We start from the raw sequence: 15,253 nt of genomic DNA, 5'->3' as shown, positions 1-15,253 counted from the left end.
AGATATGAATGTTTAAAAATTCAACATAACTGCTTGCGCGGTCAGGGCAACTGCTTCGCGCAGGTGTCGAAGGATCGCTTTCGGGGCGTAAGGCGGGCCATGGGTTCCGGGCGGCTGCGTTGCCCCAAGGTCACATAGCCCTTTGGGGCTATAGCTCATGGCTGCGGGATCGCTTAGAGACAACTGTGCAATTGCCGTATTTTTAACCAGTATTTCATCCAAGGCTTTGATTTGACGCGTGGGTGGGGTGGCCGAAAGGTCGCCCCTCTCACGCATTGGTATCTGTTGCCGCTTGCACCCCTGCCCATGTCGGTTAGCTTGCGCTCCAAATCATCACCAAGGGAAAGCACAGCCATGAAGCGCGTGACATTGGGCGGCAGCGATATCGAGGTCAGCCGCATCTGCCTGGGGACCATGACTTTCGGCAACCAGACGGACGAGGATCAGGCCCATCGCCAGATGGACATGGCGCTGGAGGTCGGCATGACCTTCATGGATTGCGCCGAGATGTATCCTGTGAACCCCGTGCGGGCGGAAACCGTCGGCCTGTCCGAGGAAGTGATCGGCCGCTGGCTGGCACGCACCGGCAACCGCGACCGGGTCGAGATCGCGACCAAGATCACCGGTCCCAGCCAGATCCTGCGCGACGGCAAGCCCTTCGATGGCGACACCATCCGCCAGACGATCGACGCCTCGCTGCGCCGGCTGCAGACCGACCGCATCGACCTTTATCAGCTGCATTGGCCGGTGCGGGGGTCCTATGGCTTCCGGCAGAACTGGAACTTCGATCCCTCGGGCCAGGACAAGGCGCGGACGCTGGACCACATGGCCGACGTGCTGGAGGCCCTTGCCGAAGGCGTGCGCGCGGGCAAGTTGCGCGGTGTGGGCCTGTCGAACGAATCCGCCTGGGGTCTGACGCGGTGGTGCGACGTGGCCGACCGGACGGGCGGGCCGCGCATGGCTGCGATCCAGAACGAATATTCACCGCTTTATCGGCTGTATGACACCGACCTGGCCGAGGCGGCGGTGAACGAGGATGTCACGCTCTTGTCCTATTCTCCGCTGGCGGCGGGGCTGCTGACCGGGAAATACGCCGATGGCGCCATGCCCGAGGGCAGCCGCGCGGCGGTGGACAAGGCGACGGGCGGGCAGGGCAACCTGGGCGGACGCAAGACCAATCGCGGTCTGAAGGCGGCGGCGGCCTATGGGGCGCTGGCGGCCGAGCATGGCTGGGACGTGGTGCATATGGTCATCGCCTGGCAGCTGACGCGACCCTTCAAGGTCGTGCCGATCATCGGGGCCACCACCCCCGATCAGCTGGCCCATCTGATCGAAGGGTTGGACCGCGACCTGCCCGAGGATCTGGTCCGCGGCATCGACCGTTTGCATCGGAGCCACGGGCTGCCCTATTGATGGTGGGCGCGACGCCTCTATCTTGTCGATGAGGCGATGGAAGATGAAAGGCCGGACATGGCAGGCGATCCCTACGAAGCACTTGGCGTATCCCGCAGCGCGACCGCTGACGAGATCAAGAAAGCCTATCGTCGGATCGCCAAGACCGACCACCCGGACCTGAATGCCGACCCCGCCGCCGCGGCACGTTTTTCGGCGGCCTCGGCGGCCTATGACCTGCTGAAGGATCCCGAACAGCGCAAGCGGTTCGATGCGGGCGAAATCGATGCCTCGGGGCAGGAACGGGCGACGGCGCGGCAATGGCGCCAGCAGCCGGGGGGCGGCAATCCTTTTGGGGGTGGCTTTGGCGGGGGCGGCGGTTTCGGCGGACATGCGCAGGACCCCGACCTGGCGGATGTCTTTGCCGACCTGTTTGGTCAGCGCCAGCAACCCCGGGGCGGTTTCGGTGGCTTTGGCGGTTTTGGCGGGCGCGGCGATCAGCGCGGACAGGATCTGCGTCTGGCGCTGCGGGTCGATTTCCTGACCGCTGCCAAGGGTGGCCGCACGCGGATTACGCTGCCGGCGGGCGGCACGCTGGAGGTTGCCATCCCCAAGGGCGTCCGCGAGGGCCAGACCATCCGCCTGCGGGGCAAGGGCGAACCCGGCATCGGCCGGGGCGAGCCGGGCGACGCTTATCTGGAGGTCTCGATCGCCGAGCATCCGTTCTTCCGGCGCGACGGCGACGACATCCTGCTGGTCCTGCCCATCAGCCTGGATGAGGCGATCCTGGGCGCCAAGGTTGCGGCCCCCACGATTGACGGGCCGGTGAACCTGACGATCCCCAAGGGCGCGACCTCGGGGCAGAAGCTGCGCCTGCGGGGGCGGGGCGTGAAGGGGGGCGACCAGCATGTCGAACTGCGCATCGCCATGCCGCCGAAGGTCGATCCCGAGCTGGAGGCCTTTGCGCAGAAATGGCGGGAAAGCCACGCCTATGATCCGCGCAAGGGCATGGGCAGCTAGGGCTGGTCGTACCGGCGTTCACGTTCCGGCAACCGGGCCACGACAGCCCGGCGCGCCGCATCCGACATGGCGCCCCAAGCGGCGATTTCCCCAAGCGTGCGGAAGCATCCAATGCAGAGATCCTGGTCAGTGTCGATCTGGCAGATCTGGATGCAGGGGCTGAGTGTCATCTGAACCGTCTTGTCTGGTGAAAGGGGGGACGGGACGGGCAAGCCCGTCCCGGACGCTGCCGCTTGGCCCTGCGCGCCCTATCGGGCGAGATAACTCAGCCGGTCCAGCGCGCCTTGCAGGATATAGCCGGCCGCGACCTGGTCGATGACTTCGGCGCGGCGCTTGCGCGAGGTGTCGCCTTCCAGCAGAGCGCGTTCGGCGGCGACCGTGGACAGGCGTTCATCCCAATAGCCGATCGGCAGGTCGGTCAGGCGCGACAGGTTACGGGCGAAGGCGCGCGTGGATTGGGCGCGGGGGCCCTCGCTGCCATCCATGTTGCGCGGCAGGCCCAGAATCAGCCCGGTCAACCCGCGATCGGCGGCGATCTTCAGCAGGGCCGCGGCGTCCAAGGTGAACTTTTCGCGCCGGATGGTGGTGATGGGCGAGGCGACCTGCCGCATGCCGTCGCTGACCGCCACGCCGATCGTCTTGGTCCCCAGGTCCAGCCCCGCCAGTGCGCCCATGGGGGGCAGGGCGGCGGCCATGTCGGTGATGTCTTCGAAGATCATTCGGTCATTCCTGCGGTTGCTGCAGCATCGTCGATGACGGCCAGCGCTTCGGGGCTGTCGGCGAAATGGCCGCGTGCTTCGGACAGAATCGAGGCAGCTTGGTCGTCGCGCCCCAGAACCGACAGCGCGCCGATCAGGCGGGCCCATTCCTGGGGCGTGCCGCCCTGGCTGGCAAGGCGCTGCTGCAACCCGTCGACCATCGAGCCGACCATCTGCTGGCGTTCCTGGTCGGTCATATCTTCGGCGGCGGCGATGGCATCGTCGTCGGGGCCGGGCAGGGTGGCAGAGGCGGCGGGCGGCTGGTAATCGGGCTGCCCCGCCAGCCATGCCAGTTCCTGGATGGCATTGCGGATGGTGGGCATCCAGGGCGCGCTTTCGGGGCTTTCCTGCAGCAGGTCGCGCCAGATCGGGAAGGCGCGGTCCGGGCGGCCGTTCTGGATCAGCAGCACGCCCTGCAGATAGCGTGCCTGCGGCTGGTCCGGGTCCTGTTCCACGGCGCGGGCCAGCAGCGCCTCGGATTGCGGGGTGATGATGCCGCCCGCGGCGTTGATCATCAGCGTGGCCAGCTGCATCAGCTGCACCGCATCGGCCTGATCGCCGCGCAGTTCGACCAGGTGCTGCTGGGCCTTCAGGGCGGCGGTCAGGTTGCCGAGGCGCATCTCGTTCGTGGCCAGAAGGGCAAGACCCGTCTGGTCGTCGGGATTGCGGGCCACGGCCTCGCGCAGCTGTTCGATCATGGTCAGGAATTCGGGATCGGCGCCCGAGAGGTCCGGGACAGGCATGGCGGGCGCCTGTGCCACGGCCTGGTCCTGGCTGGGGCGGCCGCGATAGGCCTGGTCGGCGGCGGCCAGGCGTTCGCCCATCGGCATGTCGGCGGCCCCCGGCACCCCCTCGCGCAGATAGAGCGCGACGGCGCCGGCCGCCATGATTGCGACCGCCAGACCCGCACCCATCATCCCTGCGGATCTGGCGGCGGGACGCGCCTGCGACATGCGCCGATCGGCATCCAGCACCTTGCGGCCGATCTCGGCGCGCAGGCGTTGGGCATCCTCGGGCTGGATCACGCCGCGTTCCAGGTCGTTCTCGACTTCCGACAGCTGGTCGCGATAGACGCGCAGGTCGTAGGCGGCGGCAGGCTCGGCCCCGCCATCCGCCCGTCCCCGCCGGATCGGCGCCAGGATGGCAAGGGCAACAATCGCAGTCAGGGCCGCAGCCAGAATCCAGAACATCGGCATCCTCCGTTGGCCTTCTTCCCTAGCGGGGTTCGGCGGGAATCGAAAGCACTGCAAAGGGGGCACGCGCGCGGAAGTGACCGTCAGAACGTCGCATGTCGCATTTTGCCGTGATCTGCCGCATGACGCCTTGAGATCCGACGGCAATCGCGGCCATGCTGGCGCCAGCACAACCCGTGGAATCCATCATGCCCGACGCCCCCCGTTCCGGTCGCTATTCCGTCTTCGCCATCGCCAGGCAGGCCCTGCGCCAGCATTCCGGCTGGACCCGCGCATGGGCCAGCCCCGTGCCGCGCGACCGCTATCAGGTGGTGATCGTTGGGGCAGGGGGGCATGGCCTTGCCACCGCCTATTACCTTGGCAAGAATTTCGGCATCACCGATGTCGCCATCATCGAAAAGGGCTGGCTGGGCGGCGGCAACACCGGGCGCAACACGACGATCATCCGGTCGAATTATCTGCAGGACCCGTCTGCGGCGATCTATGACAAGGCGCTGAAGCTGTACGAAGGCCTGTCGCAGGACCTGAACTACAACGTCATGTTCAGCCCGCGCGGCCTAATCATGCTGGCCCAGACCGAGCATGAGATCCGGGGATACAAGCGCACCGTCTATGCCAACAACCTGCAGGGCGTTTCGACCGAATGGGTGGATCCGCAGCGCCTGAAGGAGCTGGTGCCGATCATCAATATCGACGGGCCGCGTTACCCGGTCCTGGGCGGACTGTATCAGGCGCGGGGCGGCACGGCGCGCCATGATGCCGTGGCCTGGGGCTATGCCCGCGCCTGTTCGGACATGGGCATGCACATCATCCAGAACTGCGAGGTGACGGGGGTCGAGACCGAAGGCGGGCAGGTCCGTGCGGTCAATACCAGCAAGGGCCGCATCGGCTGCGACAAGCTGGCGATGGTGGTGGCCGGTCATTCCAGCCAGCTGGCGGAAATGGCGGGCTTCCGCCTGCCCATCGAAAGCGTCGCCCTGCAGGCACTGGTCAGCGAGCCGATCAAGCCCTGCATGGACGTCGTCGTGATGGCCAATACCGTCCACGGATACCTGTCGCAATCCGACAAGGGGGAAATGGTGATTGGCGGCGGCACCGACGGGTTCAACAACTTTACCCAACGCGGCAGCTGGCAGCATGTCGAGGAAACCGTCCGCGCCCTGGTCGAGACCTTCCCGATGCTGTCGCGCCTGAAGATGCTGCGCCAATGGGGCGGCATCGTGGACATGACCGGCGACCGTTCACCCATCCTGTCCACCACCCCCGTGGGCGGCATCTTCGTCAATTGTGGCTGGGGCACGGGGGGCTTCAAGGCGATTCCCGGTTCGGGCTGGGCCATGGCCGAACTGGTCGCCAAGGGCAGCCCCGGTCCGCTGGCCGCCGCATTCGGCTTGGACCGCTTCCGCGAAGGACGGTTCATCGACGAATCCGTTGCCGCCGGCGTGGCGCATTAACCATGGATGCGTTGATGCGACGGGGTGCGGGAACTTACAGGGCAGGGTGCGAATTGGTGGGTCACAACACATCTGACCAAGAGGCATTGCCATGGCTGACCGCAACAACAACGGACTGTACTTCATCGTCGGCGCGATCGTCGTCGTCGTCGCCTTCCTGTTCTTCTTCATGTCGGGCGGAGACGGCGTCGATGTTGCCCCTGCCGATGGCGGCGGCGACACGAATGTCAGCATTGACGCGGCACCCGATGCCCCCGCGGAAACCGCGCCCGCCGAAACCGCACCTGCGGAGCCGGCCGAACCCGCGCCCGCAAACTGATGCCCCTCAGGCCGCCCGCGGCCTGACCGGCACATTCCTCATTTCGTCCAAGACGCGCGCCGCACGGTTGATCCGTTGCGGCGCGTTCGCATATCCGGCCCCGGCCCTTGCAAGGATCACCCGATGCTGACGCTGACCTGCCCCTATTGCGGCATCTCTGCCGAGGAAACCGAACTGCACCCCGGAGGCGAGGCGCATCTGACCCGCGTCGGCCCCGGCGGCAGCGATGAAGAGTTCGAGGACTACCTCTTCGCCCGCAAGAACCCCAAGGGCGTGAACTTCGAACGCTGGCGCCATGCCTATGGCTGCGGCAAGTGGTTCCTGGCCGCCCGCTGCACCGCGACCCTGCAGGTCTTCGGCACCTACAAGGCGCAGAACGCCCATCCCCCCGCCGAGATCGTCGAGGCGATCCGGCAGGCCCGCCCCGATTGGAACCCCGACTGGACGACCGAATGATGACCCATGTGCCCCCCTTCCGCCTGCCCTCGGGCGGCCGCCTGATCGACCGGGCGTTCCAGGTCCCCTTCCGCTTCGACGGCCGCCACCTGCGCGGCCTGACGGGCGACACGCTGGCCTCGGCGCTGCTGGCGAATGGCCAGATGCTGATGGGCCGGTCGTTCAAGTATCACCGCCCGCGCGGCCCGCTGGCATCCGGCGCCGAGGAGCCGAACGCGCTGTTTGGTCTGGGGCAGGGTGGCCGGTTCGAGCCGAACCAGCGTGCCACCACCACGGCGCTGGCCAACGGCATGGTCATGCGCAGCCAGAACTGCTGGCCCAGCCTGGATGCGGATGTCGGGTCGGTGAACAACTGGCTGGCGCCGTTTTTGCCGGCGGGCTTCTATTACAAGACCTTCATCCACCCTCGCCCCTTCTGGAAGCATGTCTTCGAACCCATCATCCGCCGCAGCGCGGGCCTTGGCCGCGCGCCGACCGACCCCGATCCTGACCGCTATGAACAGGCCTATGGCTTTGCCGATACGGTCGTCGTCGGCGGCGGCATCGCGGGGCTGACGGCTGCGCGGGACGCGGCGGACAAGGGCGGCACGGTTCTGGTGCTGGAACAGACAGCCAACTGGGGCGGGCGCACGCCGACCGACCACGATGGCGGTCAGGCCGCGATCGACGCCCTTCTGGCCGATCTGCGCGGGCGCGACAACGTCACCCTGCGCCGTAACACCATGGCCACGGGGCTTTACGACCACGGCTATCTGATCGCCCGCGAGGCGCTGGCCGATCACGACCCGAATGCGGGCCTGCCGCGCCAGCGGCTGTGGCGCATCCGGGCCGGTCACGTCATCACCGCCACCGGCGCGCTGGAACGCCCCCTGTCCTTTGCCTGCAACGACGTGCCGGGGGTGATGCTTGCATCGGCCGCGCGCGACTTCATCGCCGATTACGGCGTGGCGCCGGGTCGGCGGATCGTGGTCGTGACCAACAACGACGATGCCTATCGCACGGCGCTGACGGCGCTGGCCGCGGGGCTGGAGGTTCCGGCCATCATCGACGCGCGTCCGCAGGCCACGGGCGATCTGCCCGATGCCGCGCGCCAGGCCGGCATCACGGTGCTGACCGGCAGCGCCATCGCCAAGGTCAAGGGCACGCGCCATGTCGAGTCCGTGGTGATCTGCGACCAATCGGGTGATGGCAAGCCGACGCAGACCATCGAATGCGACGCGGTGGCCATGTCCGGCGGTTGGTCGCCGGTCGTGCATCTGTGGTCCCATTGCGGCGGCAAGCTGATCTGGGATGACGCGCAGGCCATGTTCCGCCCCGATGCGGACCGCCCGCCCCTGGGGGCAGACGGCACCGGCAACGTGACCGTCGTGGGATCGGCCAATGGCGATCTGCGCTGTGCGGGCGATCTGGAACGGACCGAGGGTGCGACGGAGCCCGTCTGGGTGATGCCCGCCAAGGCCCCCTACAAGCTGCGCGCCAAGATGTGGCTGGATTTCCAGAACGACGTGAAGGTCACGGATGTCGAACTGGCCGCGCGCGAAGGCTATGCATCGGTCGAACATACCAAGCGCTATACCACGCTGGGAATGGCGACGGACCAGGGCAAGCTGTCCAACATCAACGGGTTGGCCGTCCTGTCGGGGGCGCTGAATCAGCCCATCCAGGCGACCGGCACCACCACCTTCCGCCCGCCCTATACGCCCCTGACCCTGGCCACCATCGCGGCCGAGGCCAAAGGCGATGCCTTCCAGCCTCTGCGCAAAACGCCGATGCATGACTGGCACGAAAAGCACGGCGCATCCTGGGAACCGGTCGGGCATTGGCGCCGCGCCTATGCCTATCTGCGCGGCACCGAAGATCGCCACGCCGCCGTCCACCGCGAGATCATGGCCGTGCGCAACGGCGTCGGCACTCTGGACGCATCCACCTTGGGAAAGATCATCGTCAAGGGACCGGATGCGGGACGGTTCATGGACATGCTCTATACCAACATGATGTCCACGCTGGCGGTCGGGAAATGCCGATACGGGCTGATGTGCAGCGAAAACGGCTTCCTGATGGATGACGGCGTCGTGGCGCGCCTGTCCGACGATACCTGGCTGTGCCACACCACCACCGGCGGGGCCGACCGCATCCATGGTCACATGGAGGATTGGCTGCAATGCGAATGGTGGGACTGGAAGGTCTATACCGCCAACGTGACCGAGGAATATGCCCAGATCGCCGTAGCCGGTCCCAAAGCGCGCGAATTGCTGGACCGCCTGCCGGGCAGCATCGATTTCAGCCAAGACGCGCTGCCCTTCATGACTTGGGCCGAGGGCGACATCGCGGGCATCCCCGCGCGCGTTTTCCGCATCAGTTTCTCGGGCGAACTCAGCTATGAGATCGCGGTGCCGGCCAGCCGGGGACCCGAGCTGTGGGAACAGCTGCACAATTCCGGCCACGACCTGAACATTACCCCCTATGGCACCGAGGCGATGCATATCATGCGGGCCGAAAAGGGTTTCATCATGATCGGCGACGAAACCGACGGCACGGTTATCCCGCAGGATCTGGGGCTGGACTGGGCGATCTCGAAAAAGAAGGCCGATTATATCGGCAAGCGCGCCCAACGCCGCAGCCACATGACCGACGGCAACCGCTGGAAGCTGGTCGGGCTGGAGAGCCTGGACGACAACGTTCTGCCCGACGGTGCCTATGCGGTGGACGAAGGCGTCAATGCCAATGGCCAGCGCCGGGTGCAGGGGCGCGTCACCTCCAGCTATCAGTCGCCGACCTTGGGTAAGCCCATCGCGATGGGGCTGGTCAGGCACGGTCCCGCCCGCATGGGGCAGGTGCTGGATTTCCCCATGCCCTCGGGCGAGGTGATGCAGGCGCGGATCGTCGATCCGGTGTTCTTTGACAAGGAAGGAGGCCGCTTGAATGGCTGATCCCATGGCCACCGTCACCCGCCAGACCGGGCTTGGCATGATCACCATCCGGGCCGACCTGGACCGCGCGGGCGATGCCATCGCCGAGGCCGCGGGCCTGGCGATCCCAGACGTCACCGGCATCACCGGCGACGGCAGCCGCGCCCTGGGATGGATGTCCCCCGACGAGCTGCTGCTGATCCTGCCCGCCGCAGAGGTCGCTGAGGCGCGACAGGCGCTGGAACAGGCGCTGACCGGCGAACATGCGCTGGTCGTCGACATGTCGAATGCCCGCGTGGTCTTCGACGTGTCGGGCCCCCATGCCGCCGATGTCATCGCCAAGCTGGCCCCCGTCGATGCGGCGGCCATGCCCGAGGGACATCTGCGTCGCACCCGCGCCGCCCAGACCGCCGCCGCCATCTGGCGCCAAGGCGACGGATTCCGCGTCATCGGCTTTCGATCGACCGCCGATTATCTGGGGCTGATCCTGCAGAACGCTGCCCTTCCCGGCAGCCAACTGGCACCCCGCTGAACAGGCGTCGGAACTGGCAAAGCGCCCTTGCGTTGACCCTGCGAATGCGCGACCGTGCGCCGCGATCGCAGACTGAAACCTTTTGAAAGGACAGCGAAATGGCTTTTACCCTTCCTGATCTTCCCTATGCCCACGACGCCCTGGAATCCGCTGGCATGTCCAAGGAGACGCTGGAATACCACCACGACAAGCACCACAACGCCTATGTCACCAAGCTGAACGAGCTGGTCGCCGGGACCGAGTGGGAAGGCAAGTCGCTGGAAGACATCGTCAAGGGCACCTATCAGAAGGACGCCGTCGCCCAGAACGGCATCTTCAACAATGCCAGCCAGCACTGGAACCACAGCCAGTTCTGGGAAATGATGGGCCCGAACCCCGGCCCGATGCCCGCCAAACTGGAAACCGCGATCAAGGACAGCTTCGGTTCGGTCGAGGAGTTCAAGAAGAAATTTGCGGAAGCTGGTGGCGCGCAGTTCGGTTCGGGGTGGGCTTGGCTGGTCAAGAATGCCGATGGCAAGCTGGAGATCACCAAGACCGAAAACGGCGTGAACCCGCTGTGCTTCGGCCAGACCGCCCTGCTGGGCTGCGACGTGTGGGAGCATTCCTATTACATCGATTTCCGCAATGCGCGTCCGAAATATCTGGAAAACTTCCTGAACAACCTGGTGAACTGGGACAACGTGGCCTCGCGCCTCTGATCCCCGGCACCACGTGATACAAGGGCCCGCCATGTCATTGGCGGGCCCTTTTGCATGGGACGCGCAGGCGTGATGGAGCGGGCCGCGCGGCGGCATTGGCTTTTCCCCGTGTCGCGGTATAAGACCGTTGCAACGACAGAACAAATCGGGTGAAGGCGGGCATGGCCAACCAGAACGACAGCTTCATCGACGAGGTCACCGACGAACTGCGCCGGGACAAGCTTTATGGTGCCTTTCGGCGTTACGGCTGGATCGGCATCCTTGCGATCCTGCTGATCGTGGGGGGGGCCGCCTGGCGGGAATACAGCCAGTCGCGCGACCGCGCTGCGGCGCAAAGCTGGGGCGATGCCGTTCTGGCCGCCGTCGATGATCAGGACCCTGAAGCCATTCAGGCAGTCGATCCGGCGGGTTCGCCGGGACGCAAGGGTTTGGCCGATCTGCTGGCTGCGAATGCCTATCTGCAGGCCGATGACAGCGCCAAGGCCGCCGACGCACTGCGTGACGTGGCCGGTGACGAAGAGGTCGGCACCACGCTGCGCGATCTGGCCCAGTTGAAGCTGGTGATGCTGGAAGGCCAGGACATGGACCCGTCCGAACGCGACGCCATGCTGACGCGCCTGTCGCGTGCCGGCGCGCCCTTCGAGCTGCTGGCGCTGGAGCAGAAGGCCGTGGCCCTGATCGGCGCCGGTCGGTCCGAGGATGCGATCACCCTGATCCGCCAGATCCAGCAGAAGGACGGCCTCAGCGAAAGCTTGCGTCGCCGTCTGTCCGAGATGATGATCGCCTTGGGCGTCGAGCCCGAACCGAATGATGCGATGGCCGCCCCGAATTGACCGGGCACGGCAGGATGACTGGACGAGGGGAGGGGCGAGGATGACCGCCACGCTGCGACTGACCTTGGCGATTGCCGCTGGACTTGGACTTGCCGCTTGTGGCGACCGCGACGAGGTCCTGCCCGGACAGCGGCTGGACCCGCTGGCCGTCATCTCGCCCGATGGCCCCGCGGTCGAAGGCGCGCCTGGCGTTTCCAGCACCGCTCTGTCGCTGGCGGCGCCGGTCACCAATGCCGAATGGACCCATCGGGGTGGCAATGCCGCCCATGCGCCCGGTCATGTGCAGCTGGGCGCGGGCACGACCCGCATCTGGTCGGCCCCGATCGGGCAGGGCGACAACCGCCGTCACCGCATCACCGCCGATCCGGTCGTGGCCGCTGGCCGCGTCTTCACGCTGGACAGCCGCGCCCGCGTGACGGCGACCGCGCTGAACGGCGGGCGTGCTTGGTCGACGGACGTGACCCCGGCGCTGGAAAACCCCGACAGCGCCTCGGGGGGCGGGCTTGCCTATGAGGGCGGGCGGATCTTCGTCACTACCGGTTTTGGCGAACTGGTCGCGCTGGATGCGGCGACCGGCGCCGTTCAGTGGCGCCAGCGTGTCGATGCCCCCATCAGCGGCGGACCGGCGGTGCAGGACGGCATGGTCTATGTCGCGGCGCGCAATTCCGTGGGCTGGGCCGTGCGCGCCAGCGACGGCAAGGTCATGTGGCAGACTTCGGGGACGCCTTCGGGTTCGGGCGTGATGGGTGTGTCGGTGCCCGCCGTTCAGGGCAACACGGTCGTCTTTCCCTTCTCCTCGGGGCAGATGCTGGCGGTGGACCGCCAGACCGGGCTGACCAACTGGGCCGCCCAGATCGCGGGCACCCGCATTGGGCGCGCCATTGCGGTTATCCGCGACGTGACCGGTGATCCGGTGATCTCGGGCGGGCTGGTCTATGCCGGAACGTCGTCCGGGCGGATCGAGGCGACTGAAATGGCCACCGGTCAGCAGATCTGGTCGGCGCGCGAAGGGGCCAACAGCCCCGTTGTCGTGGCGGGCGGATCGGTGTATTCCGTGAACGACCAGGCCGAGCTGGTGCGCCTTGATGCCGCGACAGGCGGCGTCATCTGGCGCCAGGCGATGCCCTATTTTACCACCGAGCGTGTCAGGAAGCAGGACGGCATCCACGCACATTACGGGCCGGTCCTTGCAGGTGGGCGGTTGTATGTCGCCTCCAGTGATGGCATGTTGCGTGCCTTCGATCCCGCCTCCGGTGCGCTGGTCGGTCAGGGAGAGATCCCCGGAGGCGCCGCCTCCGCCCCCGTCGTTGCCGGTCAAACCCTTTACGTCGTTGCACGCAACGGCCAGTTGCATGCGTTGAAATGACATTCACACTCGCCATCGTCGGCAGGCCCAATGTGGGCAAATCCACTCTGTTCAACCGTCTTGTCGGCAAGAAGCTGGCGCTGGTTGACGACCAGCCGGGCGTGACCCGCGACCTGCGCGAAGGCGCGGGGCGTCTGGGCGACCTGCGCTTTATCGTCATCGACAGTGCCGGTCTGGAAATGGCCGAGGATGACAGCCTGGAAGGGCGCATGCGCCGCCTGACCGAACGCGCCGTGGACGAGGCCGACATCTGTCTGTTCGTCGTCGATGCCCGCATCGGCGTCACCGCCGCGGACGAATATTTCGCCGAGATCCTGCGCCGTCGGGCCAAGCACGTCATCGTCGCCGCCAACAAGTCCGAGGGCAAGGCGGGCGAGGCCGGTGCGATGGAGGCCTATGCGTTGGGCCTGGGCGAACCGCTGCGCATCTCGGCCGAGCATGGCGAGGGGATGGACGATCTTTATGGGGTCCTGATGCCCTTGGCCGATCAGATCGAGGCCGCCCGCCCGGCCCCCATCGAGGCCACCGTCGATATCGAGCTGTCCGAAGAGGATGCCGAATCCGGCGAGGGCGAGGATGAATGGCGCCCGTCCGAGAGCCGCCCCCTGCAAATGGCGGTCATCGGGCGACCGAACGCGGGCAAGTCCACGTTGATCAACAAGATCATCGGCGAAGACCGCTTGCTGACCGGCCCCGAAGCCGGGATCACCCGCGACTCCATCAGCGTCACCACGAATTTCATGGGCACGCCCATGCGGATCTTCGACACCGCCGGCATGCGCAAGCGCGCCAAGGTGACGGACAAGGTCGAAAAGCTGTCGGTCGCCGACGGCCTCCGCGCCGTGCGCTTTGCCGAAGTGGTCGTCGTGCTGCTGGATGTGGACATCCCCTTCGAACAGCAGGACCTGCGCATCGCCGATTTCGCCGAGACCGAGGGCCGCGCCGTCGTCGTCGCCGCGAACAAATGGGACCTGGAAGAAGACAAGCCGCACAAGCTGAACGAGCTGCGTCAGAATTTCGAAAAGCTGTTGCCGCAGCTGAAGGGTGCGCCGCTTGTGACCGTGTCTGCCCGCACCGGCAAGGGGCTGGACCGGCTGCACAATGCCGTCGTCAAGGCGCATGAGGTCTGGAACCGCCGCGTATCCACCGCGCGCCTGAACCAGTGGCTGGGCGCCATGATCGAGAGCCATCCGCCCCCCGCGCCGGGTGGCCGCCGCATCCGTCTGCGTTACATGACGCAGGTCAAGACGCGTCCGCCCGCCTTTGTCGTCAAGGCGACGCATACCGACAAGATCCCGACCAGCTATCAGCGCTATCTGGTGAACGGGCTGCGGACTGATTTCGACATGCCGGGAACGCCGATCCGGATCTTCTTCCGCGATCAGGGGGGCGACAACCCCTTCAAGGCCAAGGCCGCCAAGGCCAAGACCAGCCAGTCGGGTGCCCTGTCCAAGCACAAGGTCCGGCAAAAGCCCAAGGGCAGCTGAGTAAACGGGGGGCATCGCGCCCCCCTTTTTCATGCGGGATCAGCTGGCGGCGCGGACCAGCACGGTGGCCATGGCGGAAATGCCCAGAACCGCCGCCAACGCCACGACGGGGTCGCTGCCCATTGTGGTGATAGCAAAGGCGCAGAAGGCCCAGATCATCGCGCTGCAATAGCCGATGCTGGGCCCGATCCACATCTGGGCCGCCATGCCGATGGCTGCTCCGGGCAGGATGGCCAGCGCCGAGAGCGCCTGCACGGGCAGACCGAACCGCGCGGACGCAAACCCGGCCAGCGCGGCCGAAAAGACCGCCGTGGTCCAGCCTGCGAAAAAGCTGATGGCGGGCCGGTCGCGGCCTGCCGAACGGCGCGCGGCGGCAGTGGCCAGCACAGTCGTCGTCCCGGTCCCGATCAGCATCAGTTCTGGCGTATGGCCGAAAGCCCAAGGCCAGATGGCTGCCACAGCCATCGCCGCGCTGATCAGCGGCCAGATCGGGCCATGGAGCAGCCTTGCTTGGCTGTTGTCAGAGGGGTCGATGATCTGTCCGATCCCGTCCAAGAGCAGCACCGCCCAGACGACGATCAGCAGGCCCCACATCAGGATGTTGACCGGGTCCAGATACATCTGCGGGATGATCAGCGCGACATCGGGGTCGATCTGCAGAGGCGGCGGCAGCAGCGGCCCGGAAGACCGCGGGCTGTCCAGCACCAGCAGCGGCAGCGGCGCCGCCTTATCGGTGAAAGCCAATCCCGAGACCACGAGGATCATCGAGAAGGTCAGCTGTATGATGGGGCCAATGCGTTGCATATTCGTCAACGCCGCCGAGCGATGACCAGTTG

At 66.4% G+C, this 15,253-nt stretch carries 16 protein-coding genes; 11 read left to right on the top strand and 5 right to left on the bottom strand.

Annotation, left to right across the window (positions count from 1 at the left end):
* Positions 1-12 precede the first annotated feature (12 nt).
* Positions 13-222: a hypothetical protein gene (locus DKT70_RS18310; protein WP_233490442.1), complete on the bottom strand. Its 210-nt coding sequence runs from the start codon at positions 220-222 to the stop codon at positions 13-15.
* A gap of 132 nt (positions 223-354) precedes the next feature.
* On the opposite strand from DKT70_RS18310, the gene DKT70_RS06035 reads away from it, so the two are divergent.
* Together DKT70_RS06035 and DKT70_RS06030 are read left to right on the top strand one after the other, a co-directional pair.
* A complete protein-coding gene (locus DKT70_RS06035; RefSeq protein ID WP_111558294.1) occupies positions 355-1,413 on the top strand; it encodes an aldo/keto reductase in 1,059 nt (352 codons plus the stop codon).
* Between the two features lie 57 nt (positions 1,414-1,470).
* Complete coding sequence (locus DKT70_RS06030) at positions 1,471-2,412, top strand: DnaJ C-terminal domain-containing protein (protein ID WP_111558377.1); 942 nt, start codon at positions 1,471-1,473, stop codon at positions 2,410-2,412.
* Here DKT70_RS06030 and DKT70_RS06025 read toward each other — a convergent pair.
* The 3 genes from DKT70_RS06025 to ccmI all read right to left on the bottom strand — a co-directional run bounded on the left by DKT70_RS06025 (position 2,409) and on the right by ccmI (position 4,360).
* On the bottom strand, positions 2,409-2,582 hold the full coding sequence (locus DKT70_RS06025; RefSeq protein WP_111558293.1) for a DUF1289 domain-containing protein: 174 nt from the start codon (positions 2,580-2,582) through the stop codon (positions 2,409-2,411). The genes DKT70_RS06030 and DKT70_RS06025 overlap by 4 nt on opposite strands.
* A 78-nt stretch (positions 2,583-2,660) precedes the next feature.
* Positions 2,661-3,131, bottom strand: a complete 471-nt coding sequence (ruvX, locus tag DKT70_RS06020) for a Holliday junction resolvase RuvX (RefSeq protein ID WP_111558292.1) — start codon at positions 3,129-3,131, stop codon at positions 2,661-2,663.
* Positions 3,128-4,360 carry a c-type cytochrome biogenesis protein CcmI gene (gene ccmI / locus DKT70_RS06015; protein WP_111558376.1) on the bottom strand — a complete coding sequence of 411 codons (1,233 nt, stop codon included), beginning with the start codon at positions 4,358-4,360 and terminating at the stop codon, positions 3,128-3,130. The genes ruvX and ccmI overlap by 4 nt, the downstream gene beginning before the upstream one ends.
* 191 nt (positions 4,361-4,551) lie before the next feature.
* Here ccmI and DKT70_RS06010 point away from each other — a divergent pair, with 191 nt between their 5' ends.
* The 9 genes from DKT70_RS06010 to der all read left to right on the top strand — a co-directional run bounded on the left by DKT70_RS06010 (position 4,552) and on the right by der (position 14,417).
* Positions 4,552-5,817 (top strand): sarcosine oxidase subunit beta family protein, encoded by a 1,266-nt coding sequence (locus DKT70_RS06010; protein WP_111558375.1) that lies wholly within the window; start codon positions 4,552-4,554, stop codon positions 5,815-5,817.
* Positions 5,818-5,908: 91 nt separating this feature from the next.
* Positions 5,909-6,136 (top strand): hypothetical protein, encoded by a 228-nt coding sequence (locus tag DKT70_RS06005; RefSeq protein ID WP_111558291.1) that lies wholly within the window; start codon positions 5,909-5,911, stop codon positions 6,134-6,136.
* 123 nt (positions 6,137-6,259) lie between these two features.
* Positions 6,260-6,592, top strand: a complete 333-nt coding sequence (locus DKT70_RS06000; RefSeq protein WP_111558290.1) for a sarcosine oxidase subunit delta — start codon at positions 6,260-6,262, stop codon at positions 6,590-6,592.
* Positions 6,592-9,522, top strand: coding sequence for a sarcosine oxidase subunit alpha family protein (locus DKT70_RS05995; RefSeq protein WP_111558374.1), 2,931 nt, complete (start codon positions 6,592-6,594; stop codon positions 9,520-9,522). The genes DKT70_RS06000 and DKT70_RS05995 overlap by 1 nt, the downstream gene beginning before the upstream one ends.
* Positions 9,515-10,033: a sarcosine oxidase subunit gamma gene (locus tag DKT70_RS05990; RefSeq protein ID WP_111558289.1), complete on the top strand. Its 519-nt coding sequence runs from the start codon at positions 9,515-9,517 to the stop codon at positions 10,031-10,033. Before DKT70_RS05995 ends, DKT70_RS05990 begins: the two co-directional genes overlap by 8 nt.
* Before the next feature lie 98 nt (positions 10,034-10,131).
* Positions 10,132-10,731 carry a superoxide dismutase gene (locus tag DKT70_RS05985; protein WP_111558288.1) on the top strand — a complete coding sequence of 200 codons (600 nt, stop codon included), beginning with the start codon at positions 10,132-10,134 and terminating at the stop codon, positions 10,729-10,731.
* A gap of 161 nt (positions 10,732-10,892) precedes the next feature.
* On the top strand, positions 10,893-11,564 hold the full coding sequence (locus tag DKT70_RS05980; protein ID WP_111558287.1) for a tetratricopeptide repeat protein: 672 nt from the start codon (positions 10,893-10,895) through the stop codon (positions 11,562-11,564).
* Between the two features lie 40 nt (positions 11,565-11,604).
* The gene (locus tag DKT70_RS05975; protein ID WP_111558286.1) at positions 11,605-12,930 is read left to right on the top strand and encodes an outer membrane protein assembly factor BamB family protein; all 1,326 of its coding nucleotides are present in this window, start codon (positions 11,605-11,607) and stop codon (positions 12,928-12,930) included.
* Positions 12,927-14,417 carry a ribosome biogenesis GTPase Der gene (gene der, locus DKT70_RS05970; protein WP_111558285.1) on the top strand — a complete coding sequence of 497 codons (1,491 nt, stop codon included), beginning with the start codon at positions 12,927-12,929 and terminating at the stop codon, positions 14,415-14,417. The genes DKT70_RS05975 and der overlap by 4 nt, the downstream gene beginning before the upstream one ends.
* 39 nt (positions 14,418-14,456) lie before the next feature.
* Here the strand turns inward: der and DKT70_RS05965 are convergent, their stop codons facing one another.
* Positions 14,457-15,221, bottom strand: a complete 765-nt coding sequence (locus DKT70_RS05965) for a hypothetical protein (protein WP_111558284.1) — start codon at positions 15,219-15,221, stop codon at positions 14,457-14,459.
* Between the last annotated feature and the right edge of the window lie 32 nt (positions 15,222-15,253).

This window comes from Paracoccus sediminilitoris (genome assembly GCF_003259195.1).
Classification (GTDB): domain Bacteria; phylum Pseudomonadota; class Alphaproteobacteria; order Rhodobacterales; family Rhodobacteraceae; genus Paracoccus; species Paracoccus sediminilitoris.
This window is presented reverse-complemented; position numbering and strand designations above follow the sequence as displayed.

Bases quoted from the DNA above. Each gene is read 5' to 3' on its own strand.
- DKT70_RS05965 (WP_111558284.1), bottom strand. From the start codon at position 15,221: ATGCAACGCATTGGCCCCATCATACAGCTGACCTTCTCGATGATCCTC.
- DKT70_RS05980 (WP_111558287.1), top strand. From the start codon at position 10,893: ATGGCCAACCAGAACGACAGCTTCATCGACGAGGTCACCGACGAACTG.
- DKT70_RS06035 (WP_111558294.1), top strand. From the start codon at position 355: ATGAAGCGCGTGACATTGGGCGGCAGCGATATCGAGGTCAGCCGCATC.
- DKT70_RS05995 (WP_111558374.1), top strand. From the start codon at position 6,592: ATGACCCATGTGCCCCCCTTCCGCCTGCCCTCGGGCGGCCGCCTGATC.
- DKT70_RS06025 (WP_111558293.1), bottom strand. From the start codon at position 2,582: ATGACACTCAGCCCCTGCATCCAGATCTGCCAGATCGACACTGACCAG.
- DKT70_RS05975 (WP_111558286.1), top strand. From the start codon at position 11,605: ATGACCGCCACGCTGCGACTGACCTTGGCGATTGCCGCTGGACTTGGA.
- ccmI (WP_111558376.1), bottom strand. From the start codon at position 4,360: ATGTTCTGGATTCTGGCTGCGGCCCTGACTGCGATTGTTGCCCTTGCC.
- der (WP_111558285.1), top strand. From the start codon at position 12,927: ATGACATTCACACTCGCCATCGTCGGCAGGCCCAATGTGGGCAAATCC.
- ruvX (WP_111558292.1), bottom strand. From the start codon at position 3,131: ATGATCTTCGAAGACATCACCGACATGGCCGCCGCCCTGCCCCCCATG.
- DKT70_RS06005 (WP_111558291.1), top strand. From the start codon at position 5,909: ATGGCTGACCGCAACAACAACGGACTGTACTTCATCGTCGGCGCGATC.
- DKT70_RS06010 (WP_111558375.1), top strand. From the start codon at position 4,552: ATGCCCGACGCCCCCCGTTCCGGTCGCTATTCCGTCTTCGCCATCGCC.
- DKT70_RS05990 (WP_111558289.1), top strand. From the start codon at position 9,515: ATGGCTGATCCCATGGCCACCGTCACCCGCCAGACCGGGCTTGGCATG.
- DKT70_RS06000 (WP_111558290.1), top strand. From the start codon at position 6,260: ATGCTGACGCTGACCTGCCCCTATTGCGGCATCTCTGCCGAGGAAACC.
- DKT70_RS05985 (WP_111558288.1), top strand. From the start codon at position 10,132: ATGGCTTTTACCCTTCCTGATCTTCCCTATGCCCACGACGCCCTGGAA.
- DKT70_RS06030 (WP_111558377.1), top strand. From the start codon at position 1,471: ATGGCAGGCGATCCCTACGAAGCACTTGGCGTATCCCGCAGCGCGACC.